Here is an 18,178-nt window from a genome sequence, read left to right as displayed (position 1 = left end):
CTCCTAAAATCAAAGAAATAGGAAATACGATAGACATAGAGAATCTACCGTATTTCACCTATTTATTATTTTTAAAAGACAGAATCAGGATCATAGTGCTCATCAACATTTTCTTTGGTAACAGGTGTGGCTTCGAGAATCACTTCACTACTTTCTGGTTCTTCTCCATTCGCGAGGCTTGCCCCAACTTCTACACCGTCTCTAACCATTAGCGGTGAGTAGAGGAAGGTTGCGGAAATTAATCCATCTTCTTTAATATTTTCATAAACTTCCTTACTTCCTGCAGCCCCTGTTACAAATTGAATGTCTTCACGGCCAGCTTCTTTAATAGCTTGAATAACACCAAGAGCCATCCCGTCATCCTGAGTATAAACAGCGTCAATTTCAGGTTGAGCGGTTAAAATGTTTTCCATAACCTGAAGGGAAGTCTCTTTTGAAAACTCTCCAGATTGAGAGGCTATAATTTCGATGTCAGATCCTTCAATCGCCTGTCGGAAACCATCACTGCGCTGTTGTGTGACAGAGTTAGATGGCCCGGCGATTTCAACAACTTTACCACTTCCATTTAATTGCTCTACAAAATACTCACCGGCGTTTTCGCCAATTCCTGTATTATCCCCTTTAACAAGAACATCAGCGGCATCATTGGTAAGCTCACGGTCAACAACCACTAATGGTATTCCTTCATCAGCAATTTTTTGCCCTGCTGGTGACAAAGCTTCAGACTCAATTGGAAGCATGACAATAGCATCTACCCCTTGTGCAATTAAGTCATCCACATTATTTGCCTGATCTGCCGGGTTTTCAGCAGTCGTAAATTCGTAATCATCAATCGTCCCATTATCCACTAATTCCTGTGCCTTTTCCTCGGCATTTTGAATGAGTGCTCCCATCCATCCGTGTGTTGCAGAAGGAAGGGCAATGCCAAGCACAACCTCATCATCTCCCGAATCACCGGAGCTATCATCCGAACCTCCTGAACTTTCACCAGAACAACCGAAAAGTCCAATTGTTAGTAAAAGAGCTAATGAAAATGTTAACCATTTCTTCATGAAAAATTCCCCCTTTGTAAAGTTAAGAAATGTTTGTTTTCCACGTAATCGTTTTCATTTTATTTTGTTAAAAAACGGGTTTCTTGAACACCCGTTTTACCGTGGATTAGCCCATGGTCGACTCTCGAATCACTAATTCATGATCCAGAATGACACTTTCAACATCCTTGTTATGAATTTTCTTGATGAGCATGTCTGCTGCGGTACATCCCATTTTGTACATTGGCTGGGAAACAGTTGTTAAAGTAGGATTGGTCATATTTGAAAAGCTAATCTTATCAAAGCCAACGAGTGCGATATCTTCTGGGACGTTCAGTTCATGCGCGTTTATTTCTTTTAAAGCACCAATAGCCAGAGTGTCAGAGACTGAAAAAACAGCTGTAGGTTTTTCGTCGGTTTGTAACAGCTTCCTCATCGCCTGCTGACCGAACTCAAATTCAAGGTGATTTGTGTGGTAGATCCATTTTTCCTGTATAGGTAAGTTAAATTCACGAAGGGCCTGTTCGTATCCTGCTCTGCGTTCCCTTGCGTATAGAAACCTTTCGTCTGAATTTATAAGTGCAATTTTTTTATGTCCCAGTTTAATTAAATGCTTAACAGCCCGGTAAGCAGCAAGTTGATTATCAATGGTTACATATGGAATCGTTCCTTTTTCGTCATACTCACTGCATTGAATAATAGGGTATTGCATAGCTAAGCCATTTAATTTTTCCATATCTACCGCGGGATCCATAGAAATAATTCCATCTGCTAATTTGTTTTTGACCATATTGAAATAGATATGCTCTCGTTGCGGGTTTGAGTCGGTATCGCATAAGAGAATATTATAGCCATTTGTGATCGCTGTGTCCTCAATCCCATTAATAATTTCTGTGTAAAACGGGTTAGAAATACTTGGAATAAGGACAAGAAGTAACCTACTCTCTGAATTCCGTAAGTTTCTGCCCAGCATGCTAGGTTCGTAGTTTAATTCTTCAATTGCTGTTTCAACCTTAAGTCTTGTCTTTGCTGTTACAGTTGGATGCTGATTAAGAACTCTCGAAACTGTTGCTACTGAAACTCCAGCCTTCTGTGCTACTTCCTGAATATTTGCCATGATGTTTCCTTCCTTTTTTCATCTGATTATTAAGTATGTAGGTGGTAATGTAGATACACAGAATCCATACAAAATGAAAATTATTGTAATCGATTACATCACGAATATATAATTTAGCGGAATGTTTGTCAATAAAATTTTGAAAATTCTTTGAATCAGGTGTGAGGAATTTTGAGTATTTAAAAAGTCTCAAATGGATTATAAGCCTTATTATCAAGGGATGAGAGGGGTTGATGTTTCATAAACGTACGGATGAACTGAATTTAAAAGAAGAAAATATTGATTTTTTACAAGTATTCTTTTAACCTATAATGTAATGGATTACAATTCAGTCAATTCTGAAAAATATTAGGAGGGACTTACTTTGAAATTAGGTGTATTTACTGTTTTATTTTCTGATAAGAATTTTGAAGAAATGCTGGATTATGTAGCAGGTAAAGGAATTGAAGCTGTTGAAATTGGAACAGGGGGTTATCCTGGAGATGCTCATTGTAATGTTGATGAATTATTGGAGGATGAGGGAAAGCTAGCGAAATTTCAGGAGAGTATTGAGAAACGTGGTTTAATTGTAAGCGCTTTAAGCTGTCATTCGAATCCTCTGCACCCTCAAAAACATATTGCCCTGGAGGGAGATCGGTTGTTTGATAAGACAGTACAGCTTGCTAATAAATTAGGTGTGCAGGTTGTGAATACATTTTCGGGATGTCCGGGGGACCATGAAGATGCTAAATACCCGAATTGGCCTGTATCTCCATGGCCTAATGATTATCAGGAAATTTTGAAATGGCAGTGGGAAGAAAAGATAATCCCTTACTGGAAGGAAAAAGCGGTTTTGGCGGAACAATATAATGTGAAGATCGGCTTGGAATTACACGGAGGTTTTTCGGTACATACACCTGCCACTTTATTGCGATTAAGAGAGGCGTGTGGTCCGGCTATAGGAGCTAACCTTGACCCGAGTCATATGTGGTGGCAGGGAATTGACCCGGTTGAGTCTATTAAAATTTTAGGAAGGGAAGACGCCATTCATCATTTTCATGCAAAAGATACCATTATTGATCAGCCCAATATGAATCGGAATGGTCTTACTGATATGACACCGTATTCTGAAATGAAAGATCGTGCCTGGTATTTCCGCACAGTCGGATTTGGACATGATTCTAAAGAATGGTCCGATATGATAAGTGCTTTAAGACTGTACGGATACGACCATGTGGTGAGCATTGAACATGAGGATGGTCTAATGTCAGTGGATGAAGGCTTCACCAAAGCTGTCGAAACCCTAAAGCCAGTAATGGTAAAAGAATCCGTCGGGGAAATGTGGTGGGTTTAATAGTTGGGGACTGTCCCCACATTTTATACAGCGTTAAAGTGCTAAAGTGTTATTTAGGCCGTTGCTGGTATTGCAACGGCCTTATCTTTGGTATAAGCATAGAGGCTGCTTTTGAGCCAGGAGAAGTTATGCTTATGCTTATGATGATTGCTTGACTGGGGGCCGCAATTAGACAAACGGGCGCATCCACCTTTTTTATTCTACAATTAAAAGTTCTTCACCGTTGTCTTCATTTAAATGGCTATTTACAAATCCATGATAATCGAGCCCATTTTTGTCAGGGAAATAAGATAATACTTTTTGCGTCAGGATATCGGGAAGAAACAATGGTGGAGAAGATAATGGATGGGGATTATTAAGGTAATAATAGTAACTGCTCCAGGGATAGTTTTCTGCTTTAGTTAGCAACCCTGCTTTAGAAGGATTCAAATGAATGTAACCGGAGACTTTCAGGAGATAATCTGAAGAATGAACGATTTTGGATTTGAAGCGATCCTGAAATAAGTGACCAACCTTATCATACTTAAAATTAAAGTACATAGCATAGCGTGTATGGATGTTTTTAATAACCTGACTGAGTGGGACTTCGCTCATCTCCATCAGCAAGTGGACATGATTGGGCATGAGGCAGTAGGCGTGAAGACGATAAGGGTAATTCTTTTGGGCATCGGTGAGATACGACAAATATTTACGATAATCCCGGGTGTCCAGAAATATTTTTTCCTTATGGTTCCCCCTGGCCGTAATATGATAATTTTCCCCCGGATGCCAAACTCGTAGCTTTCTCGGCAAAAAACATCACCTCCATTTTTTAATACATTTCAACATGTTTTTGCAAATTCCTTCATAAATTTTCGGGACTGTCCCCACATACTTTAAAGTGCTAAAGCGCATGTTGTTACAATTCCTGTAAAATGGTAGAATACTATATTGTAAGTTAAGTTATCATGCTACCCATTTAATCTTAGATGAGGTGAATGAGGTGAATTCATTGAGCAGACAAGATAAGCGTGAAAAAAGCAGGAAATCGCGTAAATCAAAATATTTAAAAATAATTCTTGGCATTGTTCTGGTCCTTTTCGCCGGAACAGGTGCCTATGCATATAGTATTTGGAATGATGTAAAGGACACTGTTGATAAGAAAATTCATAAGCCTGTCGACAGTATTGAGCACACCCCGGAACAAAAAGAAAAGATTACCAAAGAGGAAACACTGAATATTCTGCTGATGGGGGTAGATGAACGAAAGCATGACAAGGGACGGGCAGACACGCTCATCATTTTGTCCATCAACCCTAACATTAATAAAATGCAGATGATCAGTATTCCGAGGGACAGTCGTACCCTGATAAAGGGCATGGGATTTAAGGATAAAATCAATCACTCGTATGCATTCGGCGGATCAGATATGACCATTTCCACGGTGGAAAACTTTGCTGATATTGAGCTGGATTATTATGTGAAGCTGAATATGGAAGGCTTAGTGGAACTTGTGGATGCTTTAGGTGGCATTACCGTTCAAAATAAGCTGGACTGGTATGATTCTGGCTATTATGAGAAAGGCTTCCATTATGCCAAGGGTGAACTGGAGTTAAACGGTGAGCAGACAATGGGCTTTGTCCGTATGAGGTATAAGGACCCTAATGGTGACTTTGGCCGTAACGAAAGACAGCGAGAGGTTATCCGTGCCATTATTGATAAAGGAGCATCGATTGGCTCCATTACGAAAATCGATGAATTCCTCGATGTCATTGGAAAGAACGTAGAAACCAATATGACCTTTGATGATATGAAACATCTCTTTTCCGATTACCGAAGTGCCAGTCAAAACAGTTCATCTTATCAGGTGAAGGGGAACGGAACCTATATAGATGATATCTATTACCTGATTGTATCTGACCAGGAACGTCAGAAAATCCATGAAATGATTACCGAATTTAATCAGAAAAAATAAAGTCCCGAAAAAAGCTCCCTCGCACTGGGAGCTTTTTTTCGGGACTGTCCCCACATGCTTTAAAGCGCTAAAGCGTCGAACATTTTCTTGCTTAATTATTAAAAAAATGGCAACATATTAAGAAGTTATTCGTCTAATTTTGTAGAAGACTGCAGTTTAACTTTTAAATGAGGTGTCTGATAGATGGGTAAACGTACGGAATATATACAGGCGAAAAAGCGCAGGAAAAGGCCCTTAAAAATCTTTTTATGGATGCTGGCAACAGTCTTTTTAGCTGTTGGCGTCTATTTTGTTTATGTTTATGATCAGGTTAGAGATACAGTCAAAGAAGATATTCATGAGAAAGTTGAAAGTATATCCAATGAATCCTCAGAGAAAAAAGCTTCTGAAGGCCAGGAAACTTTAAATATACTGCTTATGGGTGTCGATGAACGAGAGAATGACACCGGGCGTGCAGACACACTGATTCTTATGTCCTTAAATCCAAACACCGACAGTCTGCAAATGGTCAGTATCCCCCGTGACACGTATGTTCCGATTGTGGGCTACGGGAAACAGGATAAAATAAACCATTCCTATGTTTATGGCGGTGCAGATATGACGGTAGCTACCGTGGAAAATTTCCTGGATGTCGAGCTTGATTACTATGTAAAAATCAATATGCAGGGATTGAGTGACCTTGTCGACGCGGTTGGTGGAATTACCGTGGATAATCCAATTGAATGGGTTGATAATGGCAAAGCTTACATCAAAGGCTACCACTATAAAAAAGGAGAAATCACTCTGAACGGACCAGAAGCACTGGGATATGCCCGTATGCGTAAGCAGGATCCGAATGGCGATGCCGGACGTAACTTACGCCAGCGCCTGGTTATTGAAGCGATTATTGATAAAGGGGCAAGTGTAGGGTCTGTGACAAAAATTGATGATATCCTGGAAGTAATGGGAGACAATGTAAGTACCAACATGACATTCAATGAAATGAAGGATATTTTCAGAAACTACCGAAATACAAGGAAAAACATAAACAATTACCAGGTAAAAGGTGACGGACAGTTTATTGGTCCCATCTGGTATTTAATGGTTTCCGATGAAGAACAGCAAAAGGTTCATGATATGATCAAGGATTTTAATTCTGACTCCTGATGGGAAAACCGCTGCATTTCGCAGCGGTTTTCTTAATGATGGAGGATTTGTGGCCGGGAAATTCAGGAGAGACCCCCGAGCGCTTCCGCCTTTGATTACACCTCAAACTTCTCCATTACACGCTCTGTCATTACGGAGCGTGTTTCTTTTTTAATTTGTTCATACTCCTCTTTAACTGCGTCTGCTTTATCCGGATCATAGCCATTGTCTTCTAACTCCTCCTGTAGCCGCTGGTAAACTTCCTGAAAGGATTGGTCTGTTTTTTGCTCCAACTCCTGAATCGCCTGATTATACTTCAGGTATAAGCCGGGAAGATTGGCTGAATCTCCTTGTTCATATTCCTGGTGGGCCTCTTCCAGTAATTGATTCAGTTTTTCCTCTACGTGCTTTTTCAAATCAAGAAGTGTATCTTTATAGTTATCAATAATGGATTGGGCTGAGCTCTCTTCGTCCAATGCAGTATCGTTAAGTTTCCTGTTCTGAATATTTTGCTGGAATGGATCCTGCCGCTGACTGGAAACCTCCTTTTCAGGTGTATCCAGATCAAACTCATCATCGACAATTTCATTCAATTTATCATCTGCGACAGAAAATAACTGCATCGGATCTACGTAATAAAAAATCACACCACACATAAACAAAAATCCAGTGAAAATGACTTTCTTCATCTAACCACCATCCTGCACGATCATCATTTCATATACCTTTCATTATGGACAGCAAATCAGTCGTCTATACCACTGAAAGCAATATTTAAAGACGGTTATGAATATTAAAAGTGGAAATGTTTTCATGGTGTCGCGGAATATCTGCTACAATAAATGAAGAAATAACAGGGACAGGAGTTAGATACAATGAGGAAATGGTGGTACTGGCTATTTCCAGTCGGATGGATGGGGATTATTTTCTTCTCGTCATCACAGCCTTATGAACAACAGAATCTTAAGCCTTTCTTTAGTGAATATATGGACTTCTCATTTTTAATTCCGATTGTGGACCGGATTTCCTTTGTTTATCATCACAGTGAGGTCAGTGTACAAGCACTGGGGATCAATGGGTTTGTCGAATTTTTCATTCGCAAAGGAGCCCACTTTGGAGTGTTTTTCATCCTTGTGTTTTTGTTTATACTGGCTTTTCAAAAATCGACAGCGCTTCCGGCAAAATGGATGGTGAGTTGGTCCTTTCTGCTCACTGTACTCTATGCAGTGTTCGACGAATTTCATCAGGGAATCACCCCAAACCGTACTCCATATATAGGGGATGTCATCATTGATACGATTGGGGCCGTGGCAGGTGTGTTCATCTATGGCATGTTTTCTGTTTATTTAAGGAAAAGAAAAGGAAAAAAGATGAAATAACTTGAAAAAATAGTGTTTTATTTCCTTACAATGGATAAAGTTGAGAAAATCGCCTCTTGAAATGATGAAAAAACCGCCACTTTCATCATGATTTTCTCAACCCTGAAACCATTGCCTGAAGGGGTTTGGTATATTACAATAAAGACATCCTCGATCATTTTATGGAATAACTAGACGCTACTGTATTTGGCTGCCTTTACAAGGGCAGCCCTTTTTTTATCACGCATTAACTGGCCGTACCCCCCCAATTAGTCTTGAGGATACCCCAGCAAGACTAATTTGGGGATAAACGGCCAGTAAATTCCTGATAAGTTCAACTAACCATCAGTGGGGGATGGAGCCCCCCCACTGATGGAAGTTTCACTTTATGAAATGAAAACCATTTGCCGACAAAAACTCGAAAAATTAAACATACATAAACCGACAGCATTTCCCGGGAAATATTGTCGGTTTTTTTCGATTTAATTCAGCCTCTCACAGAGTTGAGTGTAATATGGAACCGCACGTGGCCATTTCATCCCTGAATTCTATTCGGAAGTCATCAATCGTTAACCTTTCTTAACAATAAAAAATCAGTGGAAAATCTCCCACTGATTATCAACCTGAAATCATCGGCTGTGGCACTAACCCTGCGAACAGCCTCAAATTTCTATTTCCATATAAGTTTCATCCCCTTCAGCGATGTCGGCCTGATCACTTGTGAGATTGACCATCCAGTCTGTAAATGCTTCTTCCTCTCCTGATTCTACATAAACGTGGAAGGTAACCTTATCTAAATAATCGATGGTTTCTAACAAATAATCAGATGAACGTAACTGGTTTTCAAGCTTGCCTAAAAGGGTATAGTCAGCTGTAACCTTCATTTGCTTCATCAGCTGTCTTTTAACAACACCGACATGGTCAATCGCCTCTGATGTCGAATTGGAATAAGCACGAATAAGTCCGCCTGCACCAAGCTTAATCCCACCGAAATATCGGGTTACCACAACGGTTGTATCTTTCAGGTCTTTTTTCTTTAAAACTTCCAGCATAGGAACACCGGCTGTACCACTAGGCTCCCCATCATCATGAGCCTTCTGAATCTGATTCCGCTCTCCAATCATATACGCGGAACAGTTATGAGTCGCATCATGATGTTTTTTCTTTATCTGCTGGATGAATGCCTGTGCTTCTTCCTCTGTTTCCGTGCGCTTTACATAGCCAATAAAACGGGATTTCTGAATGACGATTTCGTGCGAGCCTTCCTGTTTTATAGTAAAATATTTAGTTAACAAGATTTAGACCTCCTGTTTAATTAGAATATAATGGTAATGGTCGCTAATATTTATTATAAAAATATTTAAAGGAAAAAAAGCTATTTAAAGAAAGGTCTTACTTAAAAGTATGATTAAGTAAAAGAATAGCACAGGAACGGAAACATATAAATGAAAAAGAATTTTGTAGTCAATCCCCACAAAAAGATATAGGTCTATCGTAATGTGTAATTGGAGGAATGGAAATGACTAGCTCTAAAGTCGAGTCAAATGCTCTGAACAAGGTTTTGGAAGATATGGTTTCAGTTGTGACCAATAGTAAGGATGAAATTTTTGAGATAGGCGAGCAATCCCGTAAAGAGTATGAACAGGTGGAAAAGGAATTGGAACAGGTCAAAGCGGATGCCGTAAATGTTATTGACGAGGGTGATGAACTGGAAAAACAGGTGAAGAAAGCCCGCGTTCGCCTTTCCGAAGTGAGCAAAAATTTTCATCAATACCCAGAAGCTGAAGTGAAAGAGGTTTATGATGAAACCCACAAACTTCAATCAGAGTTGTTCGTTTTAAGAGAAAAGGAAGAACAGTTAAAGACACGTCGCAGTGAATTGGAGCAACGGTTAATCTCCATATCCAATACGGTGGAGAGGGCAGAGAATTTACTGGGGAAAATCTCTGTTGTTTTAAATTATTTGACCGATGATCTGCAGGACGTCTATGACACGATTGAAACCGCCAAGGAAAAAGAGACTTTTGGACTAAAAATCATTGACGCTCAGGAAGAAGAGAGAAGAAGACTGTCCAGAGAAATTCATGACGGCCCGGCACAGCTGCTGGCCAATGTCATGCTGCGATCAGATCTGATTGAAAGAACGTTCCGTGAGCGCGGACTTGAAGAGGCAATTAAAGAGGTTCAGCAGGTTCGACAGTTTGTCCGAACAGCTTTGTATGAAGTACGCCGCATCATATATGATTTACGACCAATGGCATTAGATGATCTTGGGCTTTATCCTACACTGAACAAGTATTTAGACTCCGTTTCTGAGCATAGTGGCATACATATTAAATTTACATCAAGAGGTCAGGAGCAGCGTCTGGCATCAAAATATGAAATAGCCTTCTTTCGTTTAGTGCAGGAAGCCGTTCAAAATGCAGTGAAACATTCGGAGGCAAGCCTTATTCAGGTTCATATGGAAATGAAAATAGATAAGGTCAACATTCTTATTGCTGATAATGGGAAAGGGTTTGACCTGGAGGAAAAGGAAAAATCCTCTTTTGGTCTGATTGGAATGAGAGAACGAATCGAAATGCTCGGTGGAACGCTTCAAATTAATACCGAACCACAAAAAGGAACGAAAATTATCATTCAGGTTCCACTAAAAAATTAACTGAGGATTTAAATAAGGGTTAGATTGTTGGAACAGACTCATGTATAATAAAAGGATAGAGAGAGAAAACTAATCAGTTAAGCTAGTTATATACATATCCGGATTGGAATTACTTTATTTCGTCAGGAGGTCGAGGAGAAGTGGGGGCAAGAATCGTATTAATTGATGATCACAAGCTTTTTCGTGAAGGCATTAAACGCATTCTGGATTTTGAAGAAGATTTCGAAGTGGTTGCTGAAGGTGATGATGGAAACCAATCAATAGACTTAGTTCGTACGTATCATCCGGATGTGGTGTTGATGGACATTAATATGCCTTCGATTAACGGTGTTGAAGCCACTAAAAATCTTGTGAATCAATTCCCAGATTTAAAAGTTATTATTTTGTCTATCCATGATGATGAAAATTACGTCACACACGCCCTGAAAACAGGAGCACAGGGATATTTACTAAAAGAGATGGAAACGGACGAGCTTATAGATGCCATAAAAGTCGTTTATAACGGTGGATCTTACCTGCATCCGAAAATTACTCACAATCTTGTAAAGGAATACCGTCGATTGGCGAACGGAAACAATGGGGCCAATGCTCTGAAAAGGGCCGAGCACCGCAAGCCTCTTCATTTGCTTACGAGGCGTGAGTGTGAGGTGCTGCAGCTGCTGGCAGACGGAAAAAGCAACAGGGGAGTTGCTGAGTCGCTGTATATCAGTGAAAAGACCGTCAAAAACCATGTATCTAATATTCTGCAGAAAATGGACGCCAACGATCGAACCCAGGCCGTTGTACAGGCTATTAAGAACGGCTGGGTGGAAGTGCAGTAAGATATAAATAGAGATCAATTGGAAAACAGACCCTTTTGTTGGGGTCTGTTTTTTCGTTGTGCTTGAATGATGGTAGTGCTGCAGGATTCGGGGCGGGACCAGCGTCTGATTTGGCTTGGGAGCGTGAGTGAGTCTGTGTGTATACAAGTATTCGGCCTGTTAGAGTCGAATTAAGCCAGATTCGCAGTATTAAACCGATAAAATCGGGATTTATCCTGTCTTAGTAATTATTCAACCTAAAATGAGAATAATTCGTCCAGTTTCTGAAATAATTGAACCAATTTTGTAAATGATTAAACCAGAAATGGGAGAATTTATACTGGAGGAAGAGAATTCGTCCGGTAAATGTACGATTCGTCCAGGAAGAGCGGGAACTGTCGAGATAATTAAGAATTAAGCCGGAACCCATCCAATTCACCCAATAAGTGCAGCGTTTGTCGTGATCATTCCGAATTAAGCCCAAATCCATCCAATTCATCCCAAAATCTCACTAATAATCCAAACCTCAACCCCAGCCTCCAAATCACCCCTAATCCCCACCGCCTCAGCCCTAACCCCACACCTGATTCCACATTTTCCAATAAAATTCCGTCTTCATTAATGCAATTTCTAATGAATATGTGTAAAATATTAGAAAGGTATAACGTACAAATGGAAATGAGAGATAGAGAATTCTAAAAATAGATGGGAAGGATGAGTGAATATGGTGAAGACGGCGGTGCTGACCGATAGTACGGCTTATATTCCCAAGGATCTCCGTGATAAGTGGAATATATATATGGTTCCCCTGAATGTGATTTTCGGCAATGAATCCTATCAGGAGGAAGTAGATATTGAGACAGATGAATTTTACCAGAAGATGCGCGAGGTGGAGGAGCTTCCGAAGACCTCTCAGCCATCGATTGGTTTAGTGAGAGAAAAGTTGGAGGAGCTGAGTGAGGATTTTGACGCGGTCATTGCGGTTCATCTTTCCAGCGGCATCAGTGGAACGCTGCAGGGAACCGTTGCGGCAGGAGAGACAGTTGAAAATCTAGATGTTTATGCGTATGACTCTGAGATTAGCTGTATGGCACAGGGATTTATGGCCCTTGAAGCAGCTGAGCTTGCAGAAAAGAACACCCCTCCAGAACAAATCATTGCCCGACTAGATGAAGTAAAAGCCTCAAACAAAGCTTATTTTATGGTGGATGACTTAACCAATTTACATAAGGGAGGACGCCTGAATACAGCCCAGGCCATGCTGGGAAGTCTCCTTCAGGTAAAACCCATCCTGCACTTTGTTGATGGACAAATTGAACCATTTGAAAAAATCCGCACACGTAAAAAGGCCTTAAACCGGGTGCGTGAGCTTTTTGATGAGGACGCCAGTAGCGGTAAACAGATTGAAGCCTGTGTGATTCATTCCCAGCGCGAGGATGAAGCTAAGCAGTGGAAGCAGGATCTGGAGAGCAAATATGAGAACGTAACCTGCAAAATCAGCTATTTTGGCCCTGTTATTGGAACCCACTTAGGGGAAGGCGCCATCGGACTGACCTGGTATGAAAAATAAATAGCAATTATATGATTTATCCTTTCAAGATGCAGACTCTGAGCAGCGTCTCAGGGTCTGCTATTAATCCTCTCATTGAAAAGATATACAAAAAACTTTCCGCAGTCACTTAAATAACCCTTTTCCTCTTATATCCCCAAAAGGAGTGTTGAAAAATGAATACTATTGTACCAGAACACTCTCCTGAGTCCCCGGAGCTAATCCCCTCAGATCACCCTTTATATCCAATCACCGTATTTTGCCAATCCAAGCTCTTACTGCGACAGGAAATCCCCGCCTCAGATGAAGAATTCCAGGATCTCATAATAAAACAATATATTCAGGAAATCCCGGGCATTGAGGAAACAATAACCGGACATGTGTGCAAACGCTGCGGCAATCAGAGCCGTCACTGGCTTGGAAAAATTCCTCAAGGGCCCATCCAGGCTGTCTACTGTCGTAAATGTATAGAAATGGGGCGTGTCAGTACGTTTGAGCCCTTATACAGATGGACAGGCCCGGAAATGCCAAGTCCAAAGGTTGAGAATCCTTGTCAATGGGATGGGAGCCTGACAAAATTCCAGGAAGCCGCCTCCGAAAAAATTAAAGTAGCCATGGCCGACCGTGAGCAGCTGCTGGTCTGGGCGGTGTGTGGAGCCGGGAAAACCGAGATGCTGTTTGAAGGATTAACGGACGCCATCACGAGAGGAGACCGAATCTGCCTGGCCACACCAAGGGCTGATGTCGTCCGCGAACTTGTTCCCCGGTTTAGGGAGGCATTTCCCGATGTAGCCATTTCGGCCCTGTACGGCGGGTCTGAAGAAAAAAGGGAGGGTGCTCAGCTTGTAATCTCCACGACCCATCAGCTGCTCAGGTTTGAAGCGGCTTTTGATGTAATGATCATTGATGAAGTGGATGCCTTTCCCTACCATGCGGATAAATCCCTGTTCTTTGCTTCTGAGCGGGCGAGGCGCACATCCTCCAGTCTGATTTACTTAACGGCAACTCCAAGAAAAGGGCTGAAATGGAAGGCCCGGCTGCAGTGGGTACCTGTCGTGTTTGTTCCCGCCCGTTATCATGGGCATCCGCTCCCGATTCCCCGTTTTGTTTCCACCTTCCGTTTCGCAAAGCTTCTTTCCAAAAATAAGCTTCCTAAGACGATTCAAGCCTGGATTCAGGAAAAGCACCGCCAGAAAAGACGATTCCTGTTATTCGTCCCAACCATTGAGATGGCTGAAAACCTGTCCAAAATGAGGGGCATCGAATGTGTGGATGCAGCCGACCCTGATCGAATCAATAAAATTGAGAACTATCGCAGGGGCGAGATGAACGCTTTAATCACAACGACAATTTTGGAGCGCGGGGTGACGTTTCCTTCCATTGATGTGGCTGTGATTGATGCGGGGCACAACGTCTTTGATGAAGCCGCACTCGTACAGATTGCCGGACGTGCCGGCAGAAATGCAGCGGACCCTGATGGGGATGTGGTCTTCTTCCATCAGGGATTAACGAAAGGAATGAAAGGAGCCAGGAAGATGATTACGATGATGAACCGGCTGGCAAGGAGGAAGTGAGATGTACTGTTTATGGTGTCATGAAGAAATGATTCCGGAAATTACGTGGGGGAATGTTTTCCGATTTTTTGCAGAACCCCCTCCGCTTTGTGCAGATTGTCAGGAAAAACTCCCTTTGATTGAAGGATCCGTCTGTCCTGGTTGTTCAAGGCCCTCTGAAAAGGAGAACCTGTGCCCGGACTGCCTGAAATGGAGATCCCATCCGAACCTTTCAGGGGTGTTAAAGCGGAATGTATCCGTCTACAGCTACTCTCCTTTTATGAAGGAAGTGATGGCCAAGTGGAAATATCGCGGCGATTATGAGCTGGTCCATATGTTTAAGAACAGCATTCAGAAGCGTTATAAGGAAAAATTACAAAAGCAGGAGTTGACGGCCGTGCCGATTCCGTTAAGTGAAGCCAGACAAAAGGAAAGAGGATTTAATCAGGCGGAAGCCATTGCGGGTTTACTGAACTTGCCCCAAACTCCTGCCCTGACAAGAATAAAAAATGAAAAACAGGCGAAAAAATCCCGTGCTGAACGGCTGAAGTCCCCCAATCCTTTTCAGATTTCTCAAACGGTTCAGTCCCCCGTCCTCCTCATTGATGACCTTTACACAACCGGTGCGACCCTGCACTGGGCAGCTTTCATCCTGAAATCCAACGGCACTCCTGAGGTGTACAGCTTTACCTTAATTCGAAGCTAAAGAATTTTTTGTTCCCTGACGATATTATAGATATAATAGAGATAGAGAAATGAACGGAGGGAGAGCTCATGGGGGAATTAGCGAATTGCCCAAACTGTGGAGCGTTGTTTGTTAAAGGAGCACGAAGCGTCTGTGATCAATGTTATAAGGAAGAGGAAGCAGCCTTTGAAAAGGTTTATAGTTATATAAGAAAAAAAGAAAATCGCCGGGCTACACTCTCTGAAGTAGCTGAGGCAACAGGTGTAGAGGAACGTCTGATTATGAAATTTGTAAAGGAAAGACGTCTCCATACCAGTCAATTTCCCAACCTCGCTTATGATTGTGAACGATGCGGGAACCCTATTCAGGAAGGGAAAATCTGCGGGAACTGCCGTGATGAATTGCAGCGGGATTTAGCCAGGGAAGAAGCAGCTGAATCGATAAAGGAACAACAGGGGAAAGATAAATCCCGGACGTATTTTAATGTGGACCAAAAATTCAGGCGCCATTAATTAAACTTTTTCATGTCTTAGCCGATATACTGAATAGAAGAACGGAACGGTAATTAAAGAGGTGAAATGTATGAAAATTAACGGATCCAACTCGACTCATCTGAATCCGTATCAAAAACAGTATCAGAAGCAGCAGCAAGCCACGAATCAGGCAAAGCCAGCTGCTGATAAACTGGAAATTTCCAGCCAGGCACAGAATATGCTGAAGGGCAATGAGGTAAAAGAAGCCCGTCAGAAGCAGGTGCAGCAGATTAAGCATGACGTACAAACAGGAAATTATAAAATCAACTATCAGGAAACCGCACAGAAAATGATTGATTTCTGGACGAACCGCGGATAAGGAGGACGACAGCTTGTCAGCACATGAAGTGATCACCATCATGTCAAAGTTAAAGTCATTGCATGAAAGTCTATTAAAGCTTTCCTATGAAAAAACAGATTTATTGAAGGAAGGAAAGATCGATGCCTTCCAGAAGCTATTGGTCAATGAAAATAAACATGTACAAGCTGTCCGTCAACTTGAAGAAAAACGAGTAGCCTTAACGGAGCAATGGTTCTTACAGCAGGGACTGGCCGGCCATGAACACACGGTGTCAGAAATGCTGAAAACTTTGGAGGATGGTGAGGAGAAGGACGAACTCAATGCCATCTTTGAAAATATGGTTGTAACCGTAGCGGAATTGAAGCAGCAGGAGCAGCTGAATAAGGATTTACTACAGCAGTCCCTGCAGTTTGTGGAGTTATCCCTGGATATGCTTCAGCCTACCATGAAAAATATGAATTACAGTGATAATCAGAAATTCGGAAATCCGGCCCAGAACCGATCCGTATTTGACTCGAAAGCTTAGGAGGAAATTTGCATGTCTTCAACATTCAGTGGATTAGAGGTCGCCAAACGTGCCTTATTTACCCAGCAGAGTGCCTTAAGTACAACTGGCCATAATATCTCCAATGCCAATACCCCCGGATACTCCCGCCAGCGGGTGAATTTTGAACAGACCAGTCCTTATCCGGCGATGGGAAGAAACCGTCCGGAAATTGAAGGACAGATTGGACAGGGAGTGGAAGCAGGATCGGTTCAGCGCGTGCGGGACCAGTTTATTGATTTGCAATATCGGGCCGAAAATAATAAAACCGGCTACTGGGAATCACGGGCAGACGCTTTAAGCCAAATGGAGCAGATTATGAATGAACCGAGTGAAACAGGCTTATCGGACACTATGGACCAGTTTTGGCAGTCTTTAAATGACCTTGCCGGAAACCCTGAAGATTCAGGTGCCCGTTCCGTTGTTCAGCAGCGCGGGATTGCCGTCGCGGATACTTTCAACTACATATCCGATTCCTTAACAGCTGTGCAAAAGGATCTGGAAAATGAGATTAACGTAACAACGAAGGATATTAATTCGGTTGTCAGCCAGATAAAAGATTTGAACGATCAAATCAAGGCCGTAGAGCCCCATGGATATCTCCCTAATGACTTGTATGATGAGCGTGACCGTCTGATTGATGAGCTCTCCAATATGGTGAATATTGATGTAGAGTATAACTCCAGCAGTGACAGCGCGAAGGATATTGCACAGGGGATAGCTTCCATCACGCTTCAGAACAGTGAAGTGAAGGCGATAGAAGGTGGCGCGCTATTAACAAAGGACAATGTGGCCAATCAGCTGGATGTTGCCGTGAAAAATAATGACAGCGGGCAGAGGCTTGTAACGAATATCCAAATTAACCAGATGGATAAGGATGGAAATAAAATCGGTCAGGAAGATTTTACGCCATCTGATTTTTCATCGAACGGAAAGTTAAAAGGCCTGATTGAATCTCATGGTTATCAGATCGAAACTGACAGCGGACAAAAGGAAGCAGAAGGAATCTATGTATCTATGCTTGAGGATATTGATAAGATAGCCTATGCTTTCGCAGATTCTTTTAACATTCAGCATCAGAAAGGATACACTTTGACAGAAAATACAGATGGATTACCAAAGCAGGGTGGAGCCTTTTTTGACACAGGATCCTATTCAACAGATGACTATATTGGCTATGCATCGGAAATGGATCTGACATCAGACGTTAAAAGCAGTGAAGACAATATTGCTGCCGCTTTATTAGTCGATGAAAGTGGCAATCCTCTGGCACCGGACCAGGTCGAGGCAGGCTCATACTTCGGTAATGGGGAAAATGCTCAGGCTCTGGCTGATGTTAAAGGAAAAGTGAACGCATTCTTAGGTGAAAACACATCCGTCCAAAGCTACTATGAAGGTATGATTGGTGACTTAGGGGTCCAGGCTCAGGAGGCCAACCGTATGGCGGATAATGCGAGTACCCTGCAGCAGGCCGTTGAAACGAGACGCCAATCAGTCAGCGGGGTGTCTCTGGATGAAGAAATGTCCAACATGATTAAATTTCAGCACGCCTATAACGCGGCCGCACGGAATATGACTGCAGTGGATGAAATGCTGGACAGAATTATTAACCAAATGGGACTGGTAGGAAGGTAGG

The 18,178-nt window shown here is 42.0% G+C and carries 18 protein-coding genes; 13 read left to right on the top strand and 5 right to left on the bottom strand.

Going from position 1 to position 18,178, the window contains the following annotated elements:
* Nucleotides 1-71: 71 nt before the first annotated feature.
* A complete protein-coding gene (locus ACZ5OK_RS14235) occupies nucleotides 72-1,052 on the bottom strand; it encodes a substrate-binding domain-containing protein (protein ID WP_343837840.1) in 981 nt (326 codons plus the stop codon).
* 106 nt (nucleotides 1,053-1,158) lie between these two features.
* Nucleotides 1,159-2,148, bottom strand: a complete 990-nt coding sequence (locus ACZ5OK_RS14230; RefSeq protein ID WP_343837838.1) for a LacI family DNA-binding transcriptional regulator — start codon at nucleotides 2,146-2,148, stop codon at nucleotides 1,159-1,161.
* 364 nt (nucleotides 2,149-2,512) lie between these two features.
* Between ACZ5OK_RS14230 and ACZ5OK_RS14225 the strand changes: the two genes are divergently transcribed.
* Entirely contained in the window at nucleotides 2,513-3,481 is a 969-nt protein-coding gene (locus tag ACZ5OK_RS14225) for a sugar phosphate isomerase/epimerase family protein (RefSeq protein WP_343837836.1), read from the top strand.
* A 195-nt stretch (nucleotides 3,482-3,676) separates the two neighbouring features.
* On the opposite strand, the gene ACZ5OK_RS14220 is transcribed toward ACZ5OK_RS14225, so the two are convergent.
* On the bottom strand, nucleotides 3,677-4,273 hold the full coding sequence (locus tag ACZ5OK_RS14220; protein WP_343837834.1) for an REP-associated tyrosine transposase: 597 nt from the start codon (nucleotides 4,271-4,273) through the stop codon (nucleotides 3,677-3,679).
* 199 nt (nucleotides 4,274-4,472) lie between these two features.
* Between ACZ5OK_RS14220 and ACZ5OK_RS14215 the strand changes: the two genes are divergently transcribed.
* On the top strand, nucleotides 4,473-5,435 hold the full coding sequence (locus ACZ5OK_RS14215; protein WP_343837832.1) for an LCP family glycopolymer transferase: 963 nt from the start codon (nucleotides 4,473-4,475) through the stop codon (nucleotides 5,433-5,435).
* Nucleotides 5,436-5,618: 183 nt separating this feature from the next.
* Complete coding sequence (locus ACZ5OK_RS14210; RefSeq protein WP_343837830.1) at nucleotides 5,619-6,581, top strand: LCP family glycopolymer transferase; 963 nt, start codon at nucleotides 5,619-5,621, stop codon at nucleotides 6,579-6,581.
* Between the two features lie 95 nt (nucleotides 6,582-6,676).
* Here the strand turns inward: ACZ5OK_RS14210 and ACZ5OK_RS14205 are convergent, their stop codons facing one another.
* Nucleotides 6,677-7,249 carry a hypothetical protein gene (locus ACZ5OK_RS14205; protein ID WP_343837828.1) on the bottom strand — a complete coding sequence of 191 codons (573 nt, stop codon included), beginning with the start codon at nucleotides 7,247-7,249 and terminating at the stop codon, nucleotides 6,677-6,679.
* 186 nt (nucleotides 7,250-7,435) lie between these two features.
* Between ACZ5OK_RS14205 and ACZ5OK_RS14200 the strand changes: the two genes are divergently transcribed.
* A complete protein-coding gene (locus ACZ5OK_RS14200; RefSeq protein WP_343837826.1) occupies nucleotides 7,436-7,939 on the top strand; it encodes a VanZ family protein in 504 nt (167 codons plus the stop codon).
* Between the two features lie 641 nt (nucleotides 7,940-8,580).
* Here the strand turns inward: ACZ5OK_RS14200 and ACZ5OK_RS14195 are convergent.
* Nucleotides 8,581-9,213 (bottom strand): YigZ family protein, encoded by a 633-nt coding sequence (locus ACZ5OK_RS14195; protein WP_343837822.1) that lies wholly within the window; start codon nucleotides 9,211-9,213, stop codon nucleotides 8,581-8,583.
* Between the two features lie 224 nt (nucleotides 9,214-9,437).
* Between ACZ5OK_RS14195 and ACZ5OK_RS14190 the strand changes: the two genes are divergently transcribed.
* From ACZ5OK_RS14190 to flgK, 9 genes are all read left to right on the top strand, one after another.
* Nucleotides 9,438-10,577, top strand: a complete 1,140-nt coding sequence (locus ACZ5OK_RS14190; protein WP_343837819.1) for a sensor histidine kinase — start codon at nucleotides 9,438-9,440, stop codon at nucleotides 10,575-10,577.
* A gap of 140 nt (nucleotides 10,578-10,717) precedes the next feature.
* Nucleotides 10,718-11,398: a response regulator gene (locus tag ACZ5OK_RS14185; RefSeq protein WP_044162986.1), complete on the top strand. Its 681-nt coding sequence runs from the start codon at nucleotides 10,718-10,720 to the stop codon at nucleotides 11,396-11,398.
* A 706-nt stretch (nucleotides 11,399-12,104) separates the two neighbouring features.
* Complete coding sequence (locus tag ACZ5OK_RS14180) at nucleotides 12,105-12,947, top strand: DegV family protein (RefSeq protein WP_343838991.1); 843 nt, start codon at nucleotides 12,105-12,107, stop codon at nucleotides 12,945-12,947.
* 155 nt (nucleotides 12,948-13,102) lie between these two features.
* Entirely contained in the window at nucleotides 13,103-14,500 is a 1,398-nt protein-coding gene (locus ACZ5OK_RS14175; RefSeq protein WP_343837814.1) for an ATP-dependent helicase ComFA, read from the top strand.
* 1 nt (nucleotide 14,501) lies between these two features.
* Complete coding sequence (locus ACZ5OK_RS14170; RefSeq protein ID WP_343837811.1) at nucleotides 14,502-15,185, top strand: ComF family protein; 684 nt, start codon at nucleotides 14,502-14,504, stop codon at nucleotides 15,183-15,185.
* Nucleotides 15,186-15,253: 68 nt separating this feature from the next.
* Complete coding sequence (locus ACZ5OK_RS14165) at nucleotides 15,254-15,676, top strand: TIGR03826 family flagellar region protein (RefSeq protein ID WP_343837808.1); 423 nt, start codon at nucleotides 15,254-15,256, stop codon at nucleotides 15,674-15,676.
* Between the two features lie 70 nt (nucleotides 15,677-15,746).
* The gene (gene flgM / locus ACZ5OK_RS14160; protein ID WP_343837804.1) at nucleotides 15,747-16,016 is read left to right on the top strand and encodes a flagellar biosynthesis anti-sigma factor FlgM; all 270 of its coding nucleotides are present in this window, start codon (nucleotides 15,747-15,749) and stop codon (nucleotides 16,014-16,016) included.
* A gap of 13 nt (nucleotides 16,017-16,029) precedes the next feature.
* Nucleotides 16,030-16,524, top strand: coding sequence for a flagellar protein FlgN (locus ACZ5OK_RS14155; RefSeq protein ID WP_343837801.1), 495 nt, complete (start codon nucleotides 16,030-16,032; stop codon nucleotides 16,522-16,524).
* Between the two features lie 12 nt (nucleotides 16,525-16,536).
* The gene (gene flgK / locus ACZ5OK_RS14150; RefSeq protein WP_343837799.1) at nucleotides 16,537-18,177 is read left to right on the top strand and encodes a flagellar hook-associated protein FlgK; all 1,641 of its coding nucleotides are present in this window, start codon (nucleotides 16,537-16,539) and stop codon (nucleotides 18,175-18,177) included.
* Nucleotide 18,178: the final 1 nt, after the last annotated feature.

This window comes from Salinibacillus aidingensis, from assembly GCF_055393355.1.
This window is presented reverse-complemented; position numbering and strand designations above follow the sequence as displayed.

Bases quoted from the DNA above. Each gene is read 5' to 3' on its own strand.
- ACZ5OK_RS14235 (WP_343837840.1), bottom strand. From the start codon at position 1,052: ATGAAGAAATGGTTAACATTTTCATTAGCTCTTTTACTAACAATTGGA.
- ACZ5OK_RS14230 (WP_343837838.1), bottom strand. From the start codon at position 2,148: ATGGCAAATATTCAGGAAGTAGCACAGAAGGCTGGAGTTTCAGTAGCA.
- ACZ5OK_RS14210 (WP_343837830.1), top strand. From the start codon at position 5,619: ATGGGTAAACGTACGGAATATATACAGGCGAAAAAGCGCAGGAAAAGG.
- ACZ5OK_RS14205 (WP_343837828.1), bottom strand. From the start codon at position 7,249: ATGAAGAAAGTCATTTTCACTGGATTTTTGTTTATGTGTGGTGTGATT.
- ACZ5OK_RS14200 (WP_343837826.1), top strand. From the start codon at position 7,436: ATGAGGAAATGGTGGTACTGGCTATTTCCAGTCGGATGGATGGGGATT.
- ACZ5OK_RS14190 (WP_343837819.1), top strand. From the start codon at position 9,438: ATGACTAGCTCTAAAGTCGAGTCAAATGCTCTGAACAAGGTTTTGGAA.
- ACZ5OK_RS14175 (WP_343837814.1), top strand. From the start codon at position 13,103: ATGAATACTATTGTACCAGAACACTCTCCTGAGTCCCCGGAGCTAATC.
- ACZ5OK_RS14170 (WP_343837811.1), top strand. From the start codon at position 14,502: ATGTACTGTTTATGGTGTCATGAAGAAATGATTCCGGAAATTACGTGG.
- ACZ5OK_RS14165 (WP_343837808.1), top strand. From the start codon at position 15,254: ATGGGGGAATTAGCGAATTGCCCAAACTGTGGAGCGTTGTTTGTTAAA.
- flgM (WP_343837804.1), top strand. From the start codon at position 15,747: ATGAAAATTAACGGATCCAACTCGACTCATCTGAATCCGTATCAAAAA.
- flgK (WP_343837799.1), top strand. From the start codon at position 16,537: ATGTCTTCAACATTCAGTGGATTAGAGGTCGCCAAACGTGCCTTATTT.